Below are 24750 nucleotides of genomic sequence, written 5' to 3'. Positions count from 1 at the left end.
ATCGCAGCCCTGTTGGCTGCTCGGTCCGCCCGAGGCATTTCGAAGAGGCGAATTCAGGCGGACAACCCTGCGAACCTAACCGCATCGCGGCCGCCCCGTTGGGGCTTAAGGTTCTCGGGTTCGTGAATACGTAAGACGTTATATGCAATCGTGGGGATTAAGTTCGTAATTTAAAGATCTAAATAAGGAGAAGAGCTTAAATGGGTAGCTTAGCAATAGAACCATTTATCTTTCTAGGATGCATCCTATGTTTTTTTCTGCCGATTTGGTTGAGAAACAATCTAGAATACATACAGTTCTTTGTTGGTTTTCTATTAATATTTGGTGTGATGGCACTTCATGAGGAGTTACAGATAAGAATTTTATATTTGTTAGCGTTTATATGGGTTTTGGGATCAATAAGTGCACTAAGAATAAACCAAAAAAGAAATTAAAGAAGACCTTGATTTGTAAGTATTTCAAGAAGTCCACGACTGCATATAACATCGTATTCACGCATCGCAGCCTGGCGGCTGCTCGGTCCGCCCGAAGAATTTTCAAGGGAGCTGAATCAGGCGGACAACCCTGCGAACCTAACCGCGTCGCGGCCGCCCCGTTGGGGCTTAAGGTTCTCGGGTTCGTGAATACGAGAGACGTTATCAGAAATAAGTGCTATATAAATCAGAAGAGAATTGAGGAATTGTTTTGTTCATTCACAGAGATCAAGTTTTAGAAATACTGGCGAAGAAATACTATGATTTTTTAATATCCCTACCATATGAAGACGAATTATATATGAAAGGAATTAATGAAGGGAAAAATAAATTCCTAGCAAATCTACATATTTACCTCAAAACTAAAACTGTTTCTAGACATCCCAAAGACAAACATTATACAACCGATTTTATTACTGAGAATGCATTACAGGAAATAAGCTTGGGATCATATTCAGATATAGAATATGATCATCTAATTCCAAAAAGAGGTATATTCAAGATATTTGCGAGACTAGAGCAAGGCAAAAAATGCTCTCCGAAGATTTTGTTAGAGAATTACTACATAAATATTTATGGACAGCTACTATAACTAAAGCAGAACATAGGCTTTTGTCTCGTTCTACAATGCCTGAGAATTGGGACAATATAAACATAAAAGCTCGGTATGAATTAAAAGGCATAGAATTATTAATCAGAAAAGTAGATTTTTCGTTTGCTTAATCAAGGTAGGCACTTACTTCTGATAACATCGTATTCACGCATCGCAGCCTGATGGCTGCTCGGTCCGCCGATGCATTTCAGGAAGTGGATCAGGCGGACAACCCTGCGAACCTAACCGCATCGCGGCCGCCCCGTTGGGGCTTAAGGTTCTCGGGTTCGTGAATACAAGAGACGTTAGCTGACATTCGACTAATAATAAAGGATGGTAACCAAGTGCTAAATGAATCAGATTTGGAAACCATTAAGTTACTTCTTAATAAATTTAACCCGTATATTTTCCCCACCAAGAATAAATGGAATACAACTCCAAGTCATAATGAGATTATCAAAGCTTTGGAAAGTTTTCCGGGCACTCATCGACTTGCCCTAGAGATTAAACGAATATTTGAAGATCATAAGAAGAATATTGATTTACAAAACTCTGTTGAATTAGCCAACAAAATATGGTCTTTTGCTTATCCATATTATCCTTTCAAAGTTGCTTGGCATGATGGCTGCCAAGGCTGGTTTGTAATATGGAAAGACATAGTGAACAACAAATTTTATGTAGAATGCACTGAGTGCTGTAGTCAGCTAGATTCACCGGAATATATATTAAGTGATAAAGATTTTAGTATTGATTCGTATGGAATTTCGTTGTATCCAACATTAGATGAGATAAAAGAAATTGGTTGGGACAAATACATAATTAAAGAATAAGATCTTTAGTTAGCAGTTCAAGAAGGTCGAACGTCAGCTAACATCGTATTCACACTGCGGAGCCTGACGGCTCCTTGGTCCGCCAGAGGCATTCCGAGGAAGCGGATCAGGCGGACAACCCTGCGAACCTAACCGCATCGCGGCCGGCTCCTTCGGAGCCTTAAGGTTCTCGGGTTCGTGAATACAAGAGACATTATACGATATTAATGCAAAGTTAGGGTGAAACATGAAATTCTGGACCGTCCAGCATATTGATTCCTGGAACATTGCAAAAGAGAAGGGATATTTAGAAGGAAATCCCGACTATATATTTGAGGAATTTTTAGATAGTTATAGGTGGATGATGGAACAGATGACTAAACGTCTCGTAAATTATCAAGGGAATTTTCCGATTTGGCTGTGGCTTAAAAAACCTGATTTAAGAAAAAGCGGCCATTTGAATAAGAAAGAACGAGGTGTTTTATTAGAAGTGGAATTAAATAAAGATGAAGTATTGATATCTGATTTTATGGCTTGGCATATCGTATTATGCAATGATTTTCTTGCTTTGACAGAAGCGGAAGATGATTTGTTCGAAGCTGGCAAACTACCCATGACAAAAGAAGAAAGTTGGACAAGGATATTTGATTACAAAGAACTTAAGAAAAATGAGTACTGGGAAGGTTAAGAAGATCTTCAGGCAGTAACGGGAAGAATTGAAATCTCTAGAATCAGATCTGTTAAAGAATTTACGGCAAGATAACAGAATTTCATAGCAGACTCGAAGAAGGCATTAACATCGTATAACACCGTATTCACGCATCGCAGCCATTCGGCTGCTTGGTCCGCCCGAAGCATTTCAAGAAGCTGGATCCTGGCGGACAACCCTGCGAACCTAACCGCGTCGCGGCCGCCCCATTGGGGCTTAAGGTTCTCGGTTTCGTGAATACGAGAGACGTTATCGGAAAGATCCGCTGATTAAAAACGATAAGAAACATTAGAGATTGATTACTTGGGTCGCGGTCGCCGTGACCTTTTTTGCTATTTAACGACATAGAACACGAAGGAAGAGAAAGGAAATACTTGGCGGACATGGAATAAGAAAAGTAGGCATTTCGAGAAGTGATCAGACGAAGACTAAGAGCAGAAGACCAAGAGCAGATGAAGTTCAAGAGCAGATGAAGTTCAAGAGCAGATGAAGATCAAGAGCAATCAGAAGAACTTTGACAGTTTTATCGAAGAGGGCGGATCCATCCGATAACACCGTATTCACGCATCGCAGCCTGATGGCTGCTCGGTCCGCGTGAGGCATTTTCAATGGAGTGGATTCAGCGGACAACCCTGCGAACCTAACCGCGTCGCGGCCGCCCCGTTGGGGCATAAGGTTCTCGGGTTCGTGAATACAACGACGTTATGTGAAATCCTTTATAAAAACCAAAACAAAGGAGAAATATCATGGAATTCAAGATAATCAATAAAGAACGAAAGTTACTTATCGGTCTAGCCTGTGACGTGACGCTAGCAGAAGTGCAAGACAGAGTGACCATTAACCTTGCAGAACAGTTTATGTCTAGAAGATCAGAAATTAAGAATGTCATTAATACCAGAGAAGTATTCGGGGTTTCGACAGACCCTGAGGATTACAATCCGGATACCGATCAGTTTGAATTTTTTATCGGAGTGGAAGTTAATTCGTTAACAGAAATACCAAAGGATATGGTATGTAAAGAAATTCCAAGTAACGAGTACGTTGTATTTGCATTTGAGGGACCTGCCGAGAATGCAGGGAGAGTTCATAATTACCTATATACTGAATGGCTCCGAAAGAATGAATATCAATTATCAGGTTTATATAACATCGAAGTATATGATGAAAGATTCAAAGGTCCATTTTCTGAAGAATCAGTAACAGATATTTACTTTCCAATTAAGAAGAAAGAAGCATGTGTGTAATGCTGTGCATGTCATAGGACTTCACATAACACCGTATTCACGCATCGCAGCCATTCGGCTGCTCGGTCCGCCCGAAGCATTTCGTGGAGATGATCCAGGCGGACAACCCTGCGAACCTAACCGCGTCGCGGCCGGCTCCTCCGGAGCCCTAAGGTTCTCGGGTTCGTGAATACGAGGGACGTTATGCGAAATTATCGAAAGTAGGTAAAAGTGCAATGAAATACGAACAACTCAACAAGGATTGGGGAGCTGAACCCAATTCACCAGATCCTGAGATAGAGATAAATTACAACTCAAGAACGTTGACTTTGCATTTTTATTTAAATGCCTTCATGTATGAGAATGTCGAAGAAGAGGACAGAGGAGTTCTTGAATTTCATAACTGTTATTTATTCAGATTAGGGCCGACAAATGATGAAGGATTTTATAAAGGTGATTGCCGATTTTCTAGAAGCGGAATTAGCTGGGGAGAGTTTTATAAGCTTGAGGAATCGGGATGGGAAAGTGATTTTCCAAGTGACAAAGTAATGATTGCATCAGTAGATGAAATAAGCAAGCTAAATCATTATCTATTTTACTTTAGAGATGAGACATTTGAATGCATAGCAGAAGGTTTTGATTTCAAAGCTTTACAGGTGAATTCTTAGGAGTCGATAACTTCGCATAACACCGTATTCACGCATCGCAGCCTGGTGGCTGCTCGGTCCGCCAGGGGTATTTCGGGGAAGCTGAATCGGGCGGACAACCCTGCGAACCTAACCGCGTCGCGGCCGCCCCGTTGGGGCTTAAGGTTCTCGGGTTCGTGAATACAATGACGTTATCGGAAAGATCCGCTGATTAAAAACCAATAGATAAATTAGAGATTTGATTACTTAGGTCACGGTTGCCGTGACCTTTTTTCTATTTAACGACCCTCATCGTGAAGGAAGAGAAAGGAAATTCTTGACGGACATGGAATATGGAAAGTAGGCATTTCGAAGAAGAGATTTTGAAGATCAAGAACAGATGAAGATCAAGAACAGATGAAGATCAAGAACAATTAGAGAACCTTGAAAGTATTTCGAAGATGGCGGATCGATCCGATAACACCGTATTCATGCATCGCAGCCTGATGGCTGCTCGGTCCGCCCGAGGCATTTCGAGGGAGCTAATCCAGGCGGACAACCCTGCGAACCTAACCGCGTCGCGGTCGGCTCCTCCGGAGCCTTAAGGTTCTCGGGTTCGTGAATACGAGAGACGTTATCTGCAATTGCTCTTGATTTGGGGGTAGAGAAGTATGAAGATGATTAAACCAGGAATTGGGGTAGACCAATTCACTTTAGGGATATCGATTGAAGAATTGTTGAGACTTATCGATGAAGAATACGAAAAAAGTGAGCTAGCCGACTACATAATATTGAAATTTAAATACTATAAGTTCTGGATCCATCAGATTTCAGAGACTGTAACTCAAATACTGGTATCTGGCCAATATCCAGGTAAACTACATGGCAAGATTGGCATTGGGAATACAATGCAAGACGTAGACGAACTTATTGGGAAGTACGTTCAAGATGATTATGTTTATATAATTCCTGATTTACCGGGAGTTTGCTTCGAACTTAAGGATGTAGAGGATTCTGAAGAAGAGTGGAACAATACTACCGCACCTATAGAAAAGATCACAGTATATACTGCCGAAGAGGTATAAAACTTGCGATAGTATATCAGTGAAGGAGCAACTGCAGATAACATCGTATTCACGCTGCGGAGCCTTTTGGCTCCTTGGTCCGCCAGAGGCATTTTCGATGGAGCGGATCCAAGCGGACAACCCTGCGAACCTAACCGCGCGGCGGCCGCCCCGTTGGGGCTTAAGGTTCTCGGGTTCGTGAATACGAAGGACGTTATACGAAATCACTGCTAATGGAACATATATAAAGGCGGAAAAGCCATGAATGATTTCGAAGTAATTTTTAGAGAAATAAAGAAAGACTTAGGTGACATAATTAAAATTGAAGATTATTTAGTAATTGAGAATAAGAAAGCATCAATAGTTCTAAGTACAGTAAGATTCATGGGTTCAATAGAAGTACTTGTTGATTTTACATATGATTTTTTTATTTCTCATATAGAATCAGAAAATTCATTCAGATTTAAAACCATTAAATTCGAAAAAATAATAGATTTGATTAATGAAATAAAGAGAGATATTAATGATTTAAGAGAGCTTGAATGTGCATACATTGAAGGCAGTAACTTCGTATAACACCGTATTCACGCATTGCAGCCTTATGGCTGCTCGGTCCGCCAGGTGCATTTTCGAGGGAGAGGTTTCTGGCGGACAACCCTGCGAACCTAACCGCGCCGCGGCCGCCCCGTTGGGGCTTAAGTTTCTCGGGTTCGTGAATACGAGAGACGTTATACGCAATTACTGGGATTGGTTTTTAAGGGAAATGATCCGGGCGGGTTGAAGGGCACGATGAGTACTCGAGGATGCATGCGGCGCAATAAAACCGTACTTCGATGTCATTTCGAAGATGCACGACCCGCGGGATTTTAAAGATAAGATTTGTGGGTGGATCGAAGAAGCCAGTAACTGCGTATAACACTGCATTCACGCTGCGGGGCTTACGCCTCTTGGTCGTCCAGATGTATAATCATGGAAGATGGTTCAGACGACACACGAGCCGGCCTAAGATAGGAGCTATCTAAGGCCGGCTCGCGTCGTGAATGCGGGAACGTTATATGAAAGGGCTGAAGAAAATAAGAAAAATCGTTCAAGAAAACAAGTATGAAATACTTCAGGTAATTTTAAACATTTTATACTTAGTAATATTATCTATTGGTTCAAAAGTGGTTGGCTTAGGTTTTCCAATCAATATATTTATAGGCTCATTAGTTGGCATAATTATCGGATTTATTTTTGAGCTTATGGGAAATTATCGATTTCAGTATTCGAGTAGATATAAGTACTATTTAATTGTTGTAAATTCACTTTTTGCCGGCTTTGCAATTTATTATAAAAGGCATGAAAATATAGCTGGTGTATTATCTCTGTATTGTTTTTTGATAGTTTACACCTTATGGATGGATCAAATTCTGAAAAGATTCTATCACAAACACTGTAGAGATGCTTAGCTGTTTCAATGATGTCAGCCCCTTCATATAACATCGTATTCACGCTTCGCAGCCTGGCGGCTGCTCGGTCCGCCCGAGGCATTTCAAGGGAGCCGGATCAGGCGGACAACCCTGCGAACCTAACCGCGTCGCGGCCGGCTCCTTCGGAGCCTTAAGGTTCTCGGGTTCGCGAATACAAGAGACGTTATCTGAAACCAATGCAGACTATAGAGGAATTTGTAACTAAATGTAGAATAATTCCTTCAACACCTATATTTTGGAGGTAAGTATGCCAGAAAACTTAACGATTCAAGGGATCCATGTTCAAACATTATATTCGCAGTATGCATCAAAGAAATTTATCGTAAACAGAAAATATCAGCGGAAATTGGCGTGGACCATTGAAGAAAAAAGGAATTTCATTGACACAATTATTCGAGGGCTTCCAGTTCCGTTATTTTTATTGGCGGAAGTGAAAAATGACAATGACATAAAGCTTGAGATTATTGATGGAATGCAAAGACTCGATGCTATTTTTTCATTTGTTGAACAAAAGTATATGCTAAAAGATGGATATTTTGATTTATCAGTCATGGCTGATACTCTCGAAAAAATGAAATCCAAAACTATTCAACAAAGGGAACCTGTATTAGATTCAAAAATATGCAAGGAAATCGCTAATTATTTGCTACCGGTTTCCAAATCTCTTTCTATGGTAGAGGAAGAAATCGAAGAAACATTCAGAAGAATAAATTCAAGTGGTCGTCATCTGTCATATCAGGAATTAAGACAAGCTGGCGCCATTGGCAAATTTCCTGACTTAGTCAGTGGCCTCGCTGCAGAAATACGAGGTGATATTTCTCGTGACAGCGTCCTTTTGAATGATATGTCAAAGATTAGTATAACGAACAGACGACTAGAGTACTATGGGATAAATATTTATGAAATATTTTGGGTTAAGAACGATATAATGTCATACCGAAATATTCGTGAATCTAAAGACGAGGAACTAATCGCGCATATCATTTCAGATATGATTCTAGATAATAAAGAAAATTATAATGCAGAGGCGTTGGATTCATATTATGGATATAATTCAAACCCACTCGGGGAAACCCCACTCGGAAAAACTAAGATTGAAACTGCAATTGATAGAATCTCAGAAGAAGTCATAAAAAAACAATTCGACACTGTGTTCTCAGCAATTGAAGAAATCTTAACAAAGAAAACTCTTAAGTTTGCTAATCTTATTTATAAGAAGTCGGATAGAAAAGAAAATTGGCGTTCATTTCACGTAATATTTATGGCATTTTTTGATTTAATGGTTCGTCAATCGAAGAAAGTATATGACGAAGATGGTTTACTTTCATCACTCAATGGTATTGGTGATGAGTTAATAGACAATCGTGTGTCTGAAAGATTGTGGGATTGGCAATTTAATGACAGAACAGTTAAATCTATTGTTGGTAGAATACAAAGTTATTTCGTAGAAAGAGTTGTAGATGACCCAGCATTCGATGATTGGACTCGCAATATTACAAAAATTCTTATGCAGTCGATTACGGAACAAAATCAATATGATTTTAAAATTGGAGTTCATGATTTTAATACTGGTAAATATAATGAACCTTTAGTATGGGACATTATTAAAACCCTCACAGCGATAAACAATCTAGGCCCTAATAGGGTGGGGTATGTCTTAATAGGTCTGACAGATGATTTGAAAAGCGCAGAAAAACATAAAGCAAAATATCATAGCCCTTTTGTACAAGTTCAAGATTTTTATATAACAGGAGTAAAAGATGAAGCAAGAACAAAAACAGGTAATGTGGATAAGTTTCTCCATAAGATAATTGAATCGATCAAAAAAGCGCCAGTTAAACCTGAGTCTTATCTACAATCCATTTTAAATAATATTAAATCACGGCAGTATCATGGTAAGGAAATATTAATCTTGAAAACTGAGTTTAACGAGCCTGTTTGGTACGATGGTAGATTGTTTGAAAGAAATGGATCGCACAGTGAGCCTGTAAAGGAAGAAAATTACTACAAAGTCTATAATAAATTTCAAAAATAGTTTGCAAACAAGCCTAACTTCATATATCGAAGTAGGCTTGTTTTTTAGTGAATTCGAGAAGGCATTGGCTTCAGATAACATCGTATTCACGCATCGCAGCCTTACGGCTGCTCGGTCCGCCTGAGGCATTTCGAAGATGTCAATCCAGGCGGACAACCCTGCGAACCTAACCGCGTCGCGGCCGGTCACTTCGTGACTTTAAGGTTCTCGGGTTCGTGAATACGAGGGGCGTTATCTGACATAATTGCAAAGCGGATTAAAGACAAGGAGATCGATACATTTGAGTATGTCTGAATATTACAAATACTTACGAAATAAGTTTGGATCCGAATTGATCTTTATGCCAGCAGTAGTTGGCATAATTCGTAATGAATATGATGAAATCTTATTTGGTCGTAAACATGAAGAAGATACTTGGGGATTAATTGCTGGAGCAATTGAAATTGGCGAAACTCCCTCTGAGGCTGTTATAAGAGAAGTATTTGAGGAAACAGGTTTAGTTGTACTTCCGGAAAAGATCATCGGGATTTTCGGAGGAGAAAAACATCGATTTACTTATAGAAATGGACATAAAGTCGAATACATTACTACTGTTTTTGAATGCAGGGTAGTTGGAGGAACGCTAAAACCGAATAATGATGAGATAAAAGAATTGAAATACTTCAAAGATACCGATATACCCGAAATTCAAAACCCATATCCCAAAGAGATATATATTAAAGACTACTCTGAAAGAGCAATATTTGAATGATTGTCGAGGAAGGCAATTACGTCATATAACATCGTATTCACGCATCGCAGCCTGTTGGCTGCTCGGTCCGCCTGAGGGATTTCGAAGAAGTGGTTTCAGGCGGACAACCCTGCGAACCTAACCGCGTCGCGGCCGGTCACTTAGTGACCTTAAGGTTCTCGGGTTCGTGAATACGAGAGACGTAATAAGAAAGTCCAGCCAAAAATTCATATAAAACCCAAGTGGTGATTTCAAAGAAATAATTAAAAAAATAGGAGGTATTATTCGTGGAAGCAAAAAAAGTGGGCAAGATACGTCATTTTTCATCTATTTTCTTTGTGGAAGATCGGAAGTTAGTTTTAGATTACTTGGATTCAGTTGTGATTACAACATGGGATTTGTTGAACGTGAGGGTCTGAATCTTATTTTTCATGAAACCATAAACAAAAATCATATTACTCCTAACTTTCCTAATCATAGTGACATTGCGTTGGACGTATTTTCAATGGTTGAAAATATTGATGCATTATATGAGGAATTTAAGACAAGAGGTGCCCAGATTCATTACGAATTAAAAACCAATGAATACAATATGAGAGAGTTTGCGATTATAGATCCGCAGGGATACACGATAGGATTTGGTGAATAGCACAACCTTATAAAGGATATTTGTAGTGTTTCGAGGAAGGCTGGACCTTCTTATAACACCGTATTCACACATCGGGTCGGCATTCGCCGCCCCTCGGTCCGCCTGAGGGATTTCAAAGAAGCGGATTCAGGCGGACAACCCTGCGAACCTAACCGCGTCGCGGCCGGTCACTTCGTGACCTTAAGGTTCTCGGGTTCGTGAATACGAGTGACGTTAGGTGAAATATTCGCAGATCGTTATTAGGTTAGACCTGGAGGGAATAATCATGCAAATCATTCAAACTTCAGAATCAGAAGTAGTTGCTCATCTCAACAAGGAAGTACATGATTTGCATGTATCTTTATATCCAGCTTACTTTAAAGAATATCACTTTGAGACCGTGAATGAGTTTTTTAAGAATGCGATGACTAATCCAAGATTCCTCTTTTACATAATCAAAGATGAAGATCAATATTTGGGGTATGCCTGGATTGAACTAAGGGAATATACAGAGAATGTTTTCATGAGAGCATACAAATCCATATTTGTACATCAATTATGTATTAGTAAAAGATATCAGAGTAGAGGGCTTGGTTCATTGCTAATAAATAAGATAGATCAAATTGCTAAAGAAAATGGAATCAATAAAATAGAGCTCGATTTCTGGGCTGATAATAAGATTGCGGAGCAGTTTTATCTGAAGAATGGATTTAAGGATTATAGAAGATTCGTATATAGGGATCATCACTGATTTGAAAGTATATCTGAGAGGGCAAATACTTCACCTAACATCGTTTTCACGCATCGCAGCCTTATGGCAGCTCGGTCCGCCAGAGGCATTTCGAGGAAGCTGATCAGGCGAACAACCCTGCGAACCTAACCGCGCTGCGGCCGCCCCGGTGGGGCTTAAGGTTCTCGGGTTCGTGAATACGAGAGACGTTAGGTGAAATTCGATGCAATGCTATTTAGAGGGAGGATTATCATGGATGCAGAAAAGCTATATTTAATTTCTGAGGTTGAAGGGTATTCCCCTCAAATTGGAAGATTGTTATCCATGATGAACTACGCTAGATGTACAACGCTTGAGACTGTAAGGGATTTAACAATAAGTCAATTAGATTACCTACATGATAGTGATAGTAATTCAATTGGTGCCTTGTTGTTTCATATTGCTGCTGTTGAATATGCATATAGAACATGGACTTTTGAGGAAAGAGATCTTAATTATGACGAAAGGCAATTTTGGGAACCTGGAATGAAGCTTGGTGATTCAGGTAGAGAACGAATTAAGAATAATGACCTTACTTATTATTTAAGTTTACTAAATGAAGTGCGAACTAAAACTTTGGAATATTTCAGCAATAAAGAAGACAGCTGGTTAGATATAGAAAAACCTTTTAATAATAAACCATCGAACAACTATTTTAGATGGTTTCATGTTTTTGAGGATGAATTGAATCATAGAGGGCAAATAAGATTGATTATAAAGAAATTAAGGAACGCTTAGGTATCTCAATGAACTTCACCTAACACCGTATTCACACGGCGGGCCGACATTCGTCGCCCCTTGGTCCGCCCGAGGCATTTCGAGGAAGCTGGATCAGGCGGACAACCCTGCGAGGCTAAGTGGCGGAGCCACCCGGCGACTTCGTTGCCTTAAGCCTCTCGGGTTCGTGAATACAAGTACGTTAAGCGAAATTGCTGATACTAAAACTAAATGCAGATAGGAGAGGTTTTACTGGATTCATTTATAAGAAAACTAAGTAATTATTTATTGGCTATTTCACCGACGATCTTTGTCATGTTTCTATTAATAGATTATTTACCTTACACTGGACTTGGAAGGATCGCGTATATACCAAGTGTGATTACAATAAACACTTTTATTATTCTTATAGCGAGTTATAAGAAGTTCAAACATAAACTGAAATCTGTGTCTTTATGGAATATCAGTTATATTTCTAACGACATTCATAACTGTAGTGCTATACCCACAGGAGTCAAATCCTCATGTAATCATTCAAATCTGGAATCAATTATTTGGTTTTAGTTAATAAGTATGACTTTGATTTTAATTCAAAGAAGCCAGCAACATTCACGCTGCGGGGATTACGTCCCTTGGTCGTCAGATGTATAATCATGGAAGATAACTCAGACGACACACGAGCCGGCCTAAGATAGGAGATATCTAAGGCCGGCTCGCGTTGTGAATGCGGGAACGTTAGATGAAATCAGGGAATTATTGTATAAAACATATTAAGGGACAGGTGAAATTCATTAAATTACTTTTCATCTGCAGCCGGAATAAGTGGCGCAGTTTAACAGCGGAGAAGATCTTTGATGGACTTAACGGATATGAAGCAAGGTCAGCCGGATCAGAAGAAGGTGCAAGAATTAAAGTTACTCAAGGTCTTATTGGATGGTCTGATTTAATTTTTGTTATGGAGAAGAAACATGTTCGAAGACTCAAAGAAAAATTCTCAAACCAACTACATTCAAAACAGATAATATGTTTGGACATCCCCGATGACTATCGATTTATGGATAAAGAGTTAATAGAAATATTGAAGTCTCGAGTATAGAACTTCCTGATGAATAAAAAACAAGGTTTTTGGTTGTAATTCAAGGAGCCCCTGACTTCATCTAACATCGCATTCATGCTTTGCAGCCTTACGGCTGCTCGGTCCGCCAGAGGCACTTTGAGGGAACTGATTCAGGCGGTCAACCCTGCAAACCTAACCGCATCGCGGCCGGTCACTTCGTGACCATAAGGTTCTCGGGTTCGTGAATACGAGAGACGTTATGTGCAATCGAGGCAAGTAAATAATATATCTTAATTCTCTAGGAGGTAGTAGAATGTCTGACATAAATAATCAATTAGTTGAATTCATCGATACAATATATCTGCCTGTATTAGATCGACAGGAATCAATTCAATGGTTCCAAGAAAAACTGGGCTTAACTTGGAATGGTTATTGTTTTAATCTCGGTTCCGGCCCAGTCATATTTTTAGTCCCCGTTAAAAACAAGGAAGATGTAAAGCTCTCATATTTGACGGATGAATGGGAAGGAACAGATTATGAAATGCAATTGGTAACTTTTCGATCAAAGAATATTGAAGAGACACATAGAAAGCTACAAGAACGGGGAGTGAACGTATCTGAAGTAAAAGTGTACGATGGAAATCGAAAAAACTTTAGATTTTATGATTTGAATGGTAATCGATTTGACGTTTGGTCAGGTTGGCTATAACAGGCGGACAACCCTCGAACCTAATCGCGTCGCGGCCGCCTGTTGGGCTTAAGGTTCTCGGGTTCGTTATTACGATAGACGTTAGGTGAAATAAATGCAAAGCATTAAACATCCAGTTTGAGAAGAGGCTAACGATGAGGATAAGTAAGGTTGAATTGAATGATAAAGGAATTCTAATGAATTTGATGACATTATTTCTTCATGATTTATCTGAATTCAATAATGATTTAGAAATAAACCAATCGAATGGATTGTTTGAGTTTGATGTATTTGAATGGTTTTTCGAGAAGGAAGGTTTGACTCCATTCTTCATTTACAATGAATCTAAAATCATCGGATTTATATTACTTCAAAGTGGTCCTTACACAAATCAGGAATTTGCTGATTATGTGTTGAACTCATTTTTCATTCAAAAGAAATATCGAAGGCAGGGACTGGGAAGAGAGGCTTGCAAATTATTCTTTAAGCAATTTCCTGGAAGGTATGCAATAAGTCAATTGAAAAATAATGTGCCAGCAGTTCAGTTTTGGAAGAACATTTACAAATCAATTGATGTCGAATTTTATGAGAAAGAAGAAATCGAGGATGGTCATGAAGTAGTGTATCAATATTTTAAAGTCTGATAAGAGCTCTCTAGCAATTCAAGGGGCATTAATTTCACCTAACAACGCATTCACGCATCGCAGCCTTGCGGCTGCTCGGTCCACCGAAGGCATTTCGAGGTAGCGGACGGATTCAGGCGACAACCCTGCGAACCTAACCGCACCGCGGCCGCCCCGTTAGGGCTTAAGGTTCTCGGGTTCGTGAATGCAAAGACGTTAGGTGAAATAACTGCATTCATACAAACAAACCGACAAATTGAAGGGAGTTACGTCAATGACTACTTCTTCAGAAGTGGAAATCATTCAATTGCCAGAATTGAAGTTTGTTGGAATACCAGTAACTTCAGTATTCGCAAATCATGATCAAAGAAGAATTGAAAAAGCAAAGCAAGATTTTTTAAATCGGATTGAAGAAATAAAGAGTATCGCAAACCCATCTGAATATGTTTGTTTGGGCTTTGTATCAGAGACGCTATTTACATATTTGATTTGCATGGAAGTTACGGAATTAATAGATGTACCGGAAGGAATGCTAGGCTTTTCAATCCCATCTCATAAATACGGAAAAACAAGATCAGATGAAGATCCATATTCGGTAATTCATAATTATTTGAAACAACAAGGAATGATAAACAATAAGAGAGCAGTAGCAATAGAAAAATATAAATTTGAAGATCCTCAATGGCCTGATAAGGTTGATGTATTTATTCCAATCGAAGATTAATCATTTGATAGTTATTCAAGAGGGCAGTTACTTCAGCTAACACTGTATTCACGCATCGCAGCCTGGTGGCTGCACGGTCCGCCCGAGACAATTCGAAGCGAAATCTGGCGACAGCCCTACGAACCTAACCGCGTCGCGGCCGGTTCCACCGGAGCCTTAAGGTTCTCGGTTTCGTGAATACGTGTATGAAACCCAGGAGGGCATATGAATCATTTATTAGATACAAAGACGGATAGACTTTACATCCGACCATACAGAACGGATGATTTTGACAAGTCATTTTCGCTGATGCAGGATAAGGACCTATATAGATTTCTGCATTTTGATGTAATGAATTATGTGGAATATCAAGGACTGTTCAATTGGCTGATTCAAAGCTATGAGTCTAAGGGAATGGACTTTAAGTATTCTTTCGCAATAATACTGAATGAAACAAATCAGTTAATTGGGTGGGTTGGCGTGGGGAATCTTGACTTTCTTCAAGACGAAAAAGAAATCTATTATCTAGTTGGTCAAGATCATTGGGGCAAAGGTTTTGCATATGAAGCAGCTCAAGAAGTGGTAAATTATAGTTTTAATACATTGGGTCTCAGCCGAGTGGTCGCCAAAGTTGCACCAGAAAATCTTGCTTCAAAGCGAATTATCGAGAAATTAGGTTTTAAATTTGAATATGAATTGAATAACCTACCTGAAGAACATGCTGAGTGTAATGGGGAATTGCTTTACTCATTAGACAAACAAGATTTCTCAAGCTAATTTGAAGAAGTCGAAGACTTCACACAACACTGCATACTCGCTGAGGGCTAACGTCCCTTGTTCGTCAGACGACAAACGAGTCGGCTCGCGTCAGATGTGCATTTCGTTTTTTAGCAGTCGTTCAATGTATAAGATAAGTAAAACAACTGATTGGCGGACACTTATGAATATAGGAATTCTACTATCATTACAAATCTCTTTCCTATCAGGTTGGACAATAAACAAACTTAATCAAATTCATAAAAAGGTCCAGAAATATAATGAAAAAATGACTTCATCGTGAATCATGAAAGCGTTGACTCCGAAACATCATAACCACACGCAACCACCTGAAACCGTTATAGACTCACAGGGGGCTACTTTTAATATGATTAGAATGTGTAATAATACGGATGTCGAAGAAATTTATTTGATAATCAACGATGCAGCAAAGGCATATAAAGGAGTGATACCTGACGACAGGTATCATGAACCGTATATGTCAATGGAAGAACTGAACAATGAAATCAGTAATGGCGTAGTGTTTTGGGGTTATGAAGAGAACAAGTTATTGAATGGAGTTATGGGGATTCAAGACAAGGGAGATGTGTCCTTAATCAGACATGCTTATGTACGAACAAACCAGCGGAAAAGTGGAATAGGTACAAAGCTACTATCTCATTTGACGGCATTAACTACTAAACCGATCTTAATAGGAACATGGGACGCTGCTGATTGGGCAATAAGATTTTATTTGAAGAATGGCTTTTCTCTTGTTTCATCTGATGAGAAGAAAGAATTATTACATACTTATTGGGATGTTCCTGAAAGACAAATTGAGACTTCTGTAGTTTTATGTGACAGCAAGTGGACTTCATGACAAGTTGTCATAACATCGTATTCACACATCATTGCCTGGCCGCACCGTCGGGGCTTTAGGTTATCGGGTTCGCGAATATGAGCGAGTTTATCTGACTTAGACCAAATTGATATGGAGTAATTCATGGAGAGCAGCTTTTATAAATGGAAAGATTATTTTCTAGAGAATAAAGTAAACCTAAAGTTAATTAACTGGAACGACAACTATAAGTTAACCGATACTGAGCGTAAAACTATCGTAAAATCAATCCAACAGTTCCAACTCGGTGAGAACTCAGAAGGAAAATACCTAATAAATAGTGCGCGTAAATCTAGGTTAAGAACTCACGATCATAATTATTACGATGCACTTATAGAATTCATTGGAGAAGAGCAACGTCACGCTAGGGATTTGGCTAGATTTATGAGGAAACAAGATATCCCATTAATCCGAGTCCACTGGATTGATCAAGTATTCAGAAGACTTCGTAGATTGGCAAGTTTAGAGATATCAGTGCTCGTCTTGTTAACAGCGGAAATTATAGCAAAGGTCTACTAAAATGCACTTAAAAACGCTACTAATTCAAAGGTGTTAATTGATCTCTGTGATCAGATATTAAAAGATGAAGAAAAACATGTTGAATTTCAATCCGTGACACTTCAGTACTTTGCAAAAGCCAGAAGCAAAATCTCAATCACCTGTTCTAGATTGATTCACAGAGCATTGCTCGAAGGTACATTGATCATCGTATGGTTACAACATAAATCCGTATTTAAAGCTGGAGGTTATAGCTTTAGTAGATATTACTCGACCTGTAGAAATGAATTTAAACAGTCAAACAGAATCGTAGTTGGTTCATATATGCGGTTACGCTAGATACCACTGCATTACAAAGCGGGGGGCTTACGCCCCATGGTCGACAGATGTATAATCATGGAAGATGGTTCAGACGACACACGAGCCGGCCTAAGATAGGAGCTATCTAAGGCCGGCTCGCGCCGTGAATACGGGAACTTTATGATCATTCATTTTTTGTGTGCAAATCTTTCTCTTCATGATAGTCTTCCCAAAGTGAGCTGATATAACTTTCAAGTGTCTTTACGATTTCATTTCTTCGACTTTCTTCAATATTTACAGTGTCATTTAAGATATCATTTCTAATTCGAATGAGTACGAATAAAGGAGGTAGAGCATTTTCCCGAAAAGCCAAAATCATGTTTTCTTCCTGTGGTGTAATATCCATAGCTTCCTCTTTCCCTTCTGATCAAGATAATCTCATTTTAATCCCTCACATTAGTGTCAAGGTCAAGCGGAAATAAGAATATTATCTGTGTAACCTGGAGGACTGATTCATGTCAATTTCGTCAAATAACAAACGAATTGACTCTGTTTCTAGAGTTATCAAAGCTTCACCTCAAACTATTTATAAGTCATTCATTGATCCAGAAGCCTTGGTTTCATGGCTTCCACCTAAGGGAATGAAGGGACAAATTTATGAGTTCGATGCTACGAATGGTGGCGCCTATCGAATGTCCTTAACGTATACCGACACAAAACATGCTATGCCCGGTAAGTCCTCGGAAAATACGGATATTGTTAAGGGGAGATACCTTGAATTTGTTCCAAACGAGCGAATTGTACAGTTAGTAGAATTCGAGTCCGCTGACCCTGCATACGCCGGGACGATGATAATGACGTGGATCTTTGCAGAAGTTTCTGAAGGCACCGAAGTTACGATTGTCTGTGAAAATGTTCCCGAAGGAATCCGACAGGACGATCACCTTTTGGGTATGAATGCCTCTCTGGAGAATCTTGCTTTATTTACGGAATGAGCCGAACAACTCATATCATGATAGGAACGTGAGAGCAATGGAAAAGGATAGCATAGTCTATCGTAAGCTTGTTACTAACGACGAGACTGCGTTTGCTGGATTGGTGCGGCTGTTTAATCGGGAGTTCGAATCGGTGGATCCTGAGTACGTTAACGCTCAAAACATCGAATTGTTACTGGGGCGTCCAGAATTTGTTTGCATTGCTGCTTTCGACGGAGACGAGATTGTAGGCGGGATCACCGCGTACGAACTTAGGATGTATGATCGTCCGGGATCAGCGATGTATTTGTACGATTTGGCCGTAGCTGAGAAGACCAGGCGCCGTGGGATTGGTAGTGGGCTTGTTCGAGAGCTTCAGGCATATTGTAGGCGAACGGGGATTAGAGAACTATTTGTACAAGCGGATTCTTCGGACGAGCATGCTTTAGCGTTCTATGACAGTTTGAGCGGAAGACCGTCTATGGCTGTGCAATATTCCTTTGACTTGGTATAGAGGTGAACAACATTTTCAAATTCAATATCAGTGATCATAACGAGGAAGAGAGGAAACATATGCTAAGCAATCACGAAACAAATGATTTTCCAAGACTGGCGCAGCCGGCAATTCGCGCCCTTAGGAACTCAGGAATTTCAGATTTACAGCAACTGACGCGAATCACAGAAGCAGAACTTAAACAATTACATGGAATTGGACCAAATGCAATAAAACAACTGCGTGACGCATTAGAAGCGAAAGGCCTTTCATTTAAAGATAGTGAATAAGGAGAGTTTATGATGAAAAAGGCCAATTATCGTGCAGTTTCCATATTGAATATTCTAGCCGCGGTTTGTTTTGCGATTGCCGGGTTTCTTTCGAAATCAAATAATGATAAAGCAGGTTACGGTTTGTTTATCGTAGCTTTGTTGTTTCTCGTGAACGGGATAGCGAATTTAATAAAGCATAGGAAGTTGAATGATAAACAATGAAGAGGTTTAAACTCACCGTAATCTTAACCGTTGTTCAAATTTGTTTAGGAGCAACAGCAATCATTATTGATAAAAGTCATCTCAATGGACTTGGTGAAGGCAGTAATCAGGAAATAGCCAATCTCGTAACCAATATCGAGTTTTACATAAAGAATTGGTTAGGGATTGATGATATTGTAAATTACAATTTCAATTTTCTTACTTATCTTCTGGGAGTCGTATTTTGGTTGTTCGTAGGATTGCTAATTGATCTTATTAGGAATCGAATAAGTCTTAGGAGCGATCGGTTTGAGCAAAAAGATAGATTATAAAAAAGACTATAAGCAGCTTTATATACCAAAAACGCTACCGGAAATAGTGGAAGTGCCATCGATGTCATTTTTTACGATCAGTGGTTCAGGGGACCCTAACGGCGAGGAATTTGGCAAGGTGATTGAAGCTTTGTACAGTTTGAGTTACGCAGTCAGAATGTCTTACAGAAGTAACGACGTACCCACGGGTTATTATGAATACACGGTGTTTCCGCTTGAGGGCGTTTGGGACTTGGTTGACCGGTCAAAGCCCGCGACTGACAAAAGCAATTTTAAGTACACGGTTATGATACGCCAACCGGATTTTGTGACTGAGAAAGTGTTTGAGCGATTTTTGGAGCAGACCAAGAGGAAAAAAGCCAATCCCTATCTGGAAAAAGTCCGGTTCGAACACGCGGAAGATGGATTGAGTTGTCAAATGATGCATCTTGGAAGTTTTGATGATGAGCCTGCAAGCTTTGCACGTATGGAAGCGTTTTGTACAGAACAGGGATTTATCCGTTCAAGTAAAATTCACCGGGAGATCTATCTGTCTGATCCCCGGAAGATCGAACCGGAGAAGTTGAAAACGGTGTTAAGATTCCCAGTAAATAAACGCTGGTACATGTAACAGTAATCTATCACCTTGGAGAAGAGAGAGGTGCTATATGGGAAAGATTCACCCTCACTATTATCTTGGGGCATTGATTGGTTTAGTTGTAGGTTATGTAATATCGAAGATTTATGAAATATGGGCAATTGCATATCGTGAGACTCATTTTGACCCTCACATGACGAATTCTTGGCAAAGTGATATACCGCCGCTTTGGATTACAGCTACTGAAAAACCTAGCTTGTTTTCTTTATTGGTGATTTTGATATATATCGTTGTCGGCGTTGTTTTCGTGAGAATTTTACATATCAAAATAAATAACTTAAGTAATGCGGATAGTGGTATTGGAACTGCCCATGGAAGATCAGTGGAGGATAGCCAAGTATGATCTTGCTTTGTATAATCATGGAAGATATCTCAGACAACACACGACCCGGCCTAAGATAGGAGCTATCTAGAGCCGGGTCGCGTCGTGATACTGGAAGGTGATTTGTTTGACCTATGAAATCAAACAAGCTGATGATTCTCAGCTTTCGATCGTTCATCGAGTGATGAGGGAAGCATTTGAAGAATATCAGGACCGGTTATTCCCTCAGTCGGGAGCATTACGAGAAGAAGTCGAAGACATTCGAAAGAAGATAACCGACAGGGGCGGAGCTATTATAGTATGGCAGCACGAAGAGCCCATTGGATCCGCTCAGTATTATTTTCAAGGAGATTATATGTATATCGGTCGTGTTTCAGTTGTACGATCGGCACGTGGAAGAGGAATCGGAACGGCTATAATGCAAAACTTAGAACAAGTAGCTATGAAAAGGAATGTTTTTGAAACACGAATTGGAGCGAGGAAGTCACTTCCAAACAACATTTCGTATTATCAGAACATTGGATTTGAAATTCTCGAAGAACACGAGTACCCGGAAAAGACGGATGGCTGGTTTGTAATGAAGAAGTGCTTGAAAAGCAATCAATAAAACAGAGGTGATGTTCGTGGAGCAATCGATCATTTGGGAGAACGTGGATCAGTACATATCGGAGCAACTGATTCGGCACGATCCGATACTCGATGATGTGTTAGCCAATAATCGAGAAGAAGGATTACCGTCTTATGACGTCTCCCCCGCACAGGGTAAGCTGTTAAATTTACTTGTGAGAATGCATGGGTCAAAACGCATTTTAGAAATTGGTACGCTCGGAGGATATAGTACGATTTGGTTGGCGCAAGCACTTCCATCGGATGGAAAGTTGATTACTCTGGAACTTGATCCTCATCATACACGGGTCGCTGAAGCAAATCTTGTACTTGCTTTAGTTCATGAGAAAGTAGAAGTTCGCGTAGGTGATGCTTTGGAACAATTGGCGCAGATGAAAGATGACGGCATCGAGCCTTTCGACTTTATTTTTATCGATGCTGACAAACCGAATAACCCAAATTATTTAAAATGGGCACTTGATCTTTCCCATCCAGGCACTGTCATTATTGGAGACAATGTAATCCGTGAAGGCGAAGTCATTAACGTGAATAGCGAAGATCCGCGTGTACGAGGTGTAAGAGAGTTCTTTGAACTTATCGCAAACGAACAGAGAATTACGGCTACGGCAATTCAAACGGTGGGAAGCAAAGGTTACGATGGATTCGTGATTGGAATTGTGCAGTATTAAATTTCCCCTACAAGAGAGAGGGAGAATTTTGAAACCATCCCGGATCATCATAACTATGTTTGTTTTGATTATTCTTGGGTCAATCCTTTATTTCATTTATCCAGTTAATACTCGAAGTGTATTAAAACATACGACTAATATAGAGAAGATTCATGTTGTTTATCAATCCCAAGGCAATTCAACTGTGTACTTGTTAACCAAGGAACAGGGCAGAAATCTTGATGAACTAATTCAATTATTGAGCACGGTTACATATACAAGAAAATTAAATACGTTTCGAGGTGGAACAGGCGATGTACTTCTTATGACAATCGTTTATAGAGATAAAAATGGTCATCTTAATAATTACGATGTTGATTTCCGTGAACAGGGAATCATCAAAAGCCATGATCAGGAATACAGAATACACGGGAATCTAAGGAATTAATGAAAGAGCTTGTCGATTGGATAAGACTCAGTGATAGCAACTCTAGATCCGTCTCGTGAGGTGAAGCAATCGAATGAATAGAAGGTCAATGGGAATAGCTTTTATAAGCATTGCTGCTTTTCTCTATAGCGTCCGTTATATCTGTGCAGCAATTTGGGTTTCAGGTACGAACGGTTGGGGCTGGCCGCACTTTAAAGAAGCCCTGAATAATTTAGGCGGCGGACTGTTGCTGTTCAGCATTATTTCACTGATTATCGGTGTCCTTTATTTAGCGATTTCTGAATTTGGTAATCATTTGGAGAACACTTTTAAGCAAATAAAAAAGAACTGGGATGATTATGATACGACACCTTAACAGCAACTGGCCGGTATGGGCTACGGAATCGGTTGAAATTAAGACACCTGATCCTGTTTGGTTAGAGAAAGGGCGTTATGAAGTTAATAGATTAAGAGAGCACCTTTCTCCTTATGGAGTCAGCGAAGTTGAACATATTGGCAGTACATCGATACCGAATCTCCCGGCAAAGCCCATTATTGACTTGATGGCTAAGATTAGCTCTTATGATGAGATAGAAAAGATTGCTGCAAGCCTTAAAGCTGTTAACTGGAATTATGTGCCGCCTGAATTGGATGGGCAGGAGTGGAGAAGATTCTTTGTCAAAGTTAAAAATGATAAAAGAGAGTGTCATCTTCATCTTATGTTAGAGAATGAGGAGCGATGGGAAAAACAACTCCTGTTTCGAAATTTACTTCGAGAAAATCCAGATTGGACCTGGCAATATGGCGAACTTAAAAAGAAGTTAGCGGAGGATTACAAAGAAGATAGGGAAGCTTACACGGAGGCAAAAACTGATTTTATAAAGAGTGTTTTGGAGTCAATTGATAACTAAATCGTCATGAATACGAGAAGGAGAGTCGACTTGCACAATAAGAGATTAGTGAACACAATTTGTTTTGTTCTTGGCGGCATTCCTTTGCTCATTTATCCATTTGTTGTTATAGCGAATATTATGCAAATGGCAGGCGAGTCATCAGACGATAGAGTTTATCTATCTGTAATCGTCTATTTGTTCCTATTCTTGAGCACCACATATTTGTTAACGTACCTTGCTTGCTTAATCCTCTTTTTCATTATCAAACGTAAGAGAAAATTACTCCCCATCATACCGTTAGTTCATCTCGTGCTTACAGTCATAATTGGCATTCTGTGGGCAGCCGCTGAATAGAATGTTTACATAATAATGGTTATGTTAACTATTAGACTAATGATTTAAATCGTGCGAATGTATAGTCGCATCTTAAGCATTCAATGTATAATCATGGAAGAAAGCTCCGACGACATGCCGGCCGGACTTAGATAGAGCTATCTAAGCCCGGCTTCTTTTTTTAGGAGCGACAAAACTAGAATCTACTGAAAGCAGGGTCATGGGGAGAAGGTGATGACTTGGCAATCTGCAGGTTGATCCAGGAGAACGAATTGGAGGACCTTCTCGAACTTTACAGGCATTTGCAACCGTTAGATCCTGAATTGGCAAGAGACGATGACCTGGCTGCTCATTGGAATGACATCTTGAATGACAAAGGCATGCACATCATCGTTGTCGAACACGAGGGGAAAATCGTCGCCTCATGCGTATTGGTGATCATCAAGAATCTTACCCGCAACGCTCGACCATACGGATTGATCGAAAATGTCGTTACGCATGAGCGATACAGACGAAACGGATTCGGACGCATGGTGTTGAATAAGGCCAAAGAAATCGCGATGACCCAAAATTGTTACAAACTCATGCTAATGACCGGCTCGCATAGAGAAGAAGTCCATCAATTTTACGAGAATGCCGGGTTCATCAAAGGGAAGAAAACCGGATTTATCATCAACTTTGACATATAGGGTCTCAGAGCGGAGGGCGACATGATTCGAATTCTGCAGGAAACGGATGCGCAAGCATACCAAGAGATTCGGTTGAACGGGCTACTCACGAATGCAGAAGCTTTCGGATCCACTTATGAGCGCGAAGCGGGCTTTACCTTAGAGACGTTCATGGAGAGAATCAAACCCAGCCAGGATCGCTTCGTTTTAGGTGCGTTCGAAGATGGTCGAGTGGTCGGCATTGTCTCTTTCGTCAGGGAGACAGCCATCAAAACCTCGCATAAATCCAATGTTTACGGGATGTACGTCCGGAAAGAGATGCAAGGGAAGGGCATAGGTAAATCGCTAATGCTCGAATTGATACGACACGCACGAGAATGTGCAGGTTTGGAGCGTATTAATTTGACCGTCGTGTCGACGAATGAAGCTGCCAAGAAGCTTTACCGCTCGATCGGGTTTGTCATCTATGGCGTGGAAAAAGACGCTTTAAAATATAACGGGCAATATGCGGATGAGGATCTAATGGTTCTTGTTCTATAGAAATCGGAGGGATCCAC

Annotated in this window: 31 protein-coding genes; 30 read left to right on the top strand and 1 reads right to left on the bottom strand. The window is 40.0% G+C overall.

Annotation, left to right across the window (positions count from 1 at the left end; genetic code table 11):
• Positions 1–1409 precede the first annotated feature (1409 nt).
• The 19 genes from EAV92_RS07905 (at position 1410) to EAV92_RS07825 (ending at position 17088) form a co-directional block, all read left to right on the top strand.
• The gene (locus EAV92_RS07905; protein ID WP_123040556.1) at positions 1410–1895 is read left to right on the top strand and encodes a hypothetical protein; all 486 of its coding nucleotides are present in this window, start codon (positions 1410–1412) and stop codon (positions 1893–1895) included.
• A 226-nt stretch (positions 1896–2121) separates the two neighbouring features.
• Entirely contained in the window at positions 2122–2562 is a 441-nt protein-coding gene (locus tag EAV92_RS07900; RefSeq protein WP_123040555.1) for a DUF3841 domain-containing protein, read from the top strand.
• Between the two features lie 767 nt (positions 2563–3329).
• Complete coding sequence (locus EAV92_RS07895) at positions 3330–3827, top strand: GyrI-like domain-containing protein (protein ID WP_123040554.1); 498 nt, start codon at positions 3330–3332, stop codon at positions 3825–3827.
• 215 nt (positions 3828–4042) lie between these two features.
• A complete protein-coding gene (locus tag EAV92_RS24470; RefSeq protein WP_164472677.1) occupies positions 4043–4474 on the top strand; it encodes a hypothetical protein in 432 nt (143 codons plus the stop codon).
• Between the two features lie 629 nt (positions 4475–5103).
• Complete coding sequence (locus tag EAV92_RS07890; protein ID WP_123040553.1) at positions 5104–5517, top strand: hypothetical protein; 414 nt, start codon at positions 5104–5106, stop codon at positions 5515–5517.
• A 240-nt stretch (positions 5518–5757) separates the two neighbouring features.
• Entirely contained in the window at positions 5758–6072 is a 315-nt protein-coding gene (locus tag EAV92_RS07885; RefSeq protein ID WP_123040552.1) for a hypothetical protein, read from the top strand.
• A 479-nt stretch (positions 6073–6551) separates the two neighbouring features.
• Complete coding sequence (locus EAV92_RS07880) at positions 6552–6944, top strand: hypothetical protein (RefSeq protein ID WP_164472676.1); 393 nt, start codon at positions 6552–6554, stop codon at positions 6942–6944.
• Positions 6945–7212: 268 nt separating this feature from the next.
• Positions 7213–9000, top strand: coding sequence for a GmrSD restriction endonuclease domain-containing protein (locus EAV92_RS07875; RefSeq protein WP_123040550.1), 1788 nt, complete (start codon positions 7213–7215; stop codon positions 8998–9000).
• A 280-nt stretch (positions 9001–9280) separates the two neighbouring features.
• Positions 9281–9751, top strand: coding sequence for an NUDIX domain-containing protein (locus EAV92_RS07870; RefSeq protein ID WP_123040549.1), 471 nt, complete (start codon positions 9281–9283; stop codon positions 9749–9751).
• Positions 9752–10121: 370 nt separating this feature from the next.
• On the top strand, positions 10122–10379 hold the full coding sequence (locus EAV92_RS24465; protein WP_164472675.1) for a VOC family protein: 258 nt from the start codon (positions 10122–10124) through the stop codon (positions 10377–10379).
• A 265-nt stretch (positions 10380–10644) separates the two neighbouring features.
• On the top strand, positions 10645–11109 hold the full coding sequence (locus tag EAV92_RS07865) for a GNAT family N-acetyltransferase (protein ID WP_123040548.1): 465 nt from the start codon (positions 10645–10647) through the stop codon (positions 11107–11109).
• Positions 11110–11340: 231 nt separating this feature from the next.
• Positions 11341–11865, top strand: a complete 525-nt coding sequence (locus tag EAV92_RS07860) for a DinB family protein (protein ID WP_123040547.1) — start codon at positions 11341–11343, stop codon at positions 11863–11865.
• A 769-nt stretch (positions 11866–12634) separates the two neighbouring features.
• Entirely contained in the window at positions 12635–12940 is a 306-nt protein-coding gene (locus EAV92_RS24840) for a low molecular weight protein tyrosine phosphatase family protein (RefSeq protein ID WP_123043627.1), read from the top strand.
• Positions 12941–13214: 274 nt separating this feature from the next.
• Positions 13215–13610, top strand: a complete 396-nt coding sequence (locus EAV92_RS07850; protein ID WP_123040546.1) for a VOC family protein — start codon at positions 13215–13217, stop codon at positions 13608–13610.
• Positions 13611–13744: 134 nt separating this feature from the next.
• Positions 13745–14233, top strand: a complete 489-nt coding sequence (locus tag EAV92_RS07845) for a GNAT family N-acetyltransferase (RefSeq protein WP_123040545.1) — start codon at positions 13745–13747, stop codon at positions 14231–14233.
• A gap of 253 nt (positions 14234–14486) precedes the next feature.
• Positions 14487–14936, top strand: coding sequence for a GyrI-like domain-containing protein (locus tag EAV92_RS07840; protein WP_123040544.1), 450 nt, complete (start codon positions 14487–14489; stop codon positions 14934–14936).
• Positions 14937–15140: 204 nt separating this feature from the next.
• Entirely contained in the window at positions 15141–15692 is a 552-nt protein-coding gene (locus EAV92_RS07835; RefSeq protein WP_123040543.1) for a GNAT family N-acetyltransferase, read from the top strand.
• Positions 15693–16059: 367 nt separating this feature from the next.
• Positions 16060–16551 (top strand): GNAT family N-acetyltransferase, encoded by a 492-nt coding sequence (locus EAV92_RS07830; protein ID WP_123040542.1) that lies wholly within the window; start codon positions 16060–16062, stop codon positions 16549–16551.
• Between the two features lie 123 nt (positions 16552–16674).
• On the top strand, positions 16675–17088 hold the full coding sequence (locus tag EAV92_RS07825; protein WP_123040541.1) for a hypothetical protein: 414 nt from the start codon (positions 16675–16677) through the stop codon (positions 17086–17088).
• A gap of 463 nt (positions 17089–17551) precedes the next feature.
• Here the strand turns inward: EAV92_RS07825 and EAV92_RS07820 are convergent, their stop codons facing one another.
• Positions 17552–17773, bottom strand: a complete 222-nt coding sequence (locus tag EAV92_RS07820) for a hypothetical protein (protein WP_123040540.1) — start codon at positions 17771–17773, stop codon at positions 17552–17554.
• Between the two features lie 109 nt (positions 17774–17882).
• Here EAV92_RS07820 and EAV92_RS07815 point away from each other — a divergent pair, with 109 nt between their 5' ends.
• The 11 genes from EAV92_RS07815 to EAV92_RS07755 all read left to right on the top strand — a co-directional run bounded on the left by EAV92_RS07815 (position 17883) and on the right by EAV92_RS07755 (position 24733).
• Positions 17883–18362, top strand: a complete 480-nt coding sequence (locus tag EAV92_RS07815; protein ID WP_123040539.1) for an SRPBCC family protein — start codon at positions 17883–17885, stop codon at positions 18360–18362.
• Complete coding sequence (locus EAV92_RS25215) at positions 18325–18855, top strand: GNAT family N-acetyltransferase (RefSeq protein WP_123040538.1); 531 nt, start codon at positions 18325–18327, stop codon at positions 18853–18855. Before EAV92_RS07815 ends, EAV92_RS25215 begins: the two co-directional genes overlap by 38 nt.
• A 59-nt stretch (positions 18856–18914) precedes the next feature.
• The gene (locus tag EAV92_RS07805) at positions 18915–19124 is read left to right on the top strand and encodes a helix-hairpin-helix domain-containing protein (protein WP_123040537.1); all 210 of its coding nucleotides are present in this window, start codon (positions 18915–18917) and stop codon (positions 19122–19124) included.
• 492 nt (positions 19125–19616) lie between these two features.
• Positions 19617–20249, top strand: coding sequence for a GyrI-like domain-containing protein (locus EAV92_RS07790; protein WP_123040534.1), 633 nt, complete (start codon positions 19617–19619; stop codon positions 20247–20249).
• Positions 20250–20286: 37 nt separating this feature from the next.
• Positions 20287–20619, top strand: a complete 333-nt coding sequence (locus EAV92_RS24460) for a hypothetical protein (RefSeq protein WP_164472673.1) — start codon at positions 20287–20289, stop codon at positions 20617–20619.
• A gap of 106 nt (positions 20620–20725) precedes the next feature.
• Positions 20726–21205 (top strand): GNAT family N-acetyltransferase, encoded by a 480-nt coding sequence (locus EAV92_RS07785; RefSeq protein ID WP_123040533.1) that lies wholly within the window; start codon positions 20726–20728, stop codon positions 21203–21205.
• Positions 21206–21221: 16 nt separating this feature from the next.
• A complete protein-coding gene (locus EAV92_RS07780) occupies positions 21222–21893 on the top strand; it encodes an O-methyltransferase (protein WP_420888809.1) in 672 nt (223 codons plus the stop codon).
• 500 nt (positions 21894–22393) lie between these two features.
• The gene (locus EAV92_RS07775; RefSeq protein ID WP_206424291.1) at positions 22394–22675 is read left to right on the top strand and encodes a hypothetical protein; all 282 of its coding nucleotides are present in this window, start codon (positions 22394–22396) and stop codon (positions 22673–22675) included.
• Entirely contained in the window at positions 22659–23210 is a 552-nt protein-coding gene (locus tag EAV92_RS07770; protein ID WP_123043626.1) for a GrpB family protein, read from the top strand. The genes EAV92_RS07775 and EAV92_RS07770 overlap by 17 nt, the downstream gene beginning before the upstream one ends.
• A gap of 554 nt (positions 23211–23764) precedes the next feature.
• Positions 23765–24214, top strand: coding sequence for a GNAT family N-acetyltransferase (locus tag EAV92_RS07760; RefSeq protein WP_123040530.1), 450 nt, complete (start codon positions 23765–23767; stop codon positions 24212–24214).
• A gap of 21 nt (positions 24215–24235) precedes the next feature.
• The gene (locus EAV92_RS07755) at positions 24236–24733 is read left to right on the top strand and encodes a GNAT family N-acetyltransferase (protein ID WP_123040529.1); all 498 of its coding nucleotides are present in this window, start codon (positions 24236–24238) and stop codon (positions 24731–24733) included.
• Positions 24734–24750: the final 17 nt, after the last annotated feature.

The organism is Cohnella candidum, assembly GCF_003713065.1.
Taxonomy (GTDB): Bacteria; Bacillota; Bacilli; order Paenibacillales; family Paenibacillaceae; genus Cohnella; species Cohnella candidum.
Note: the sequence above shows the minus strand (reverse complement) of the source record. Positions and strands in the feature narration are given on the sequence as shown.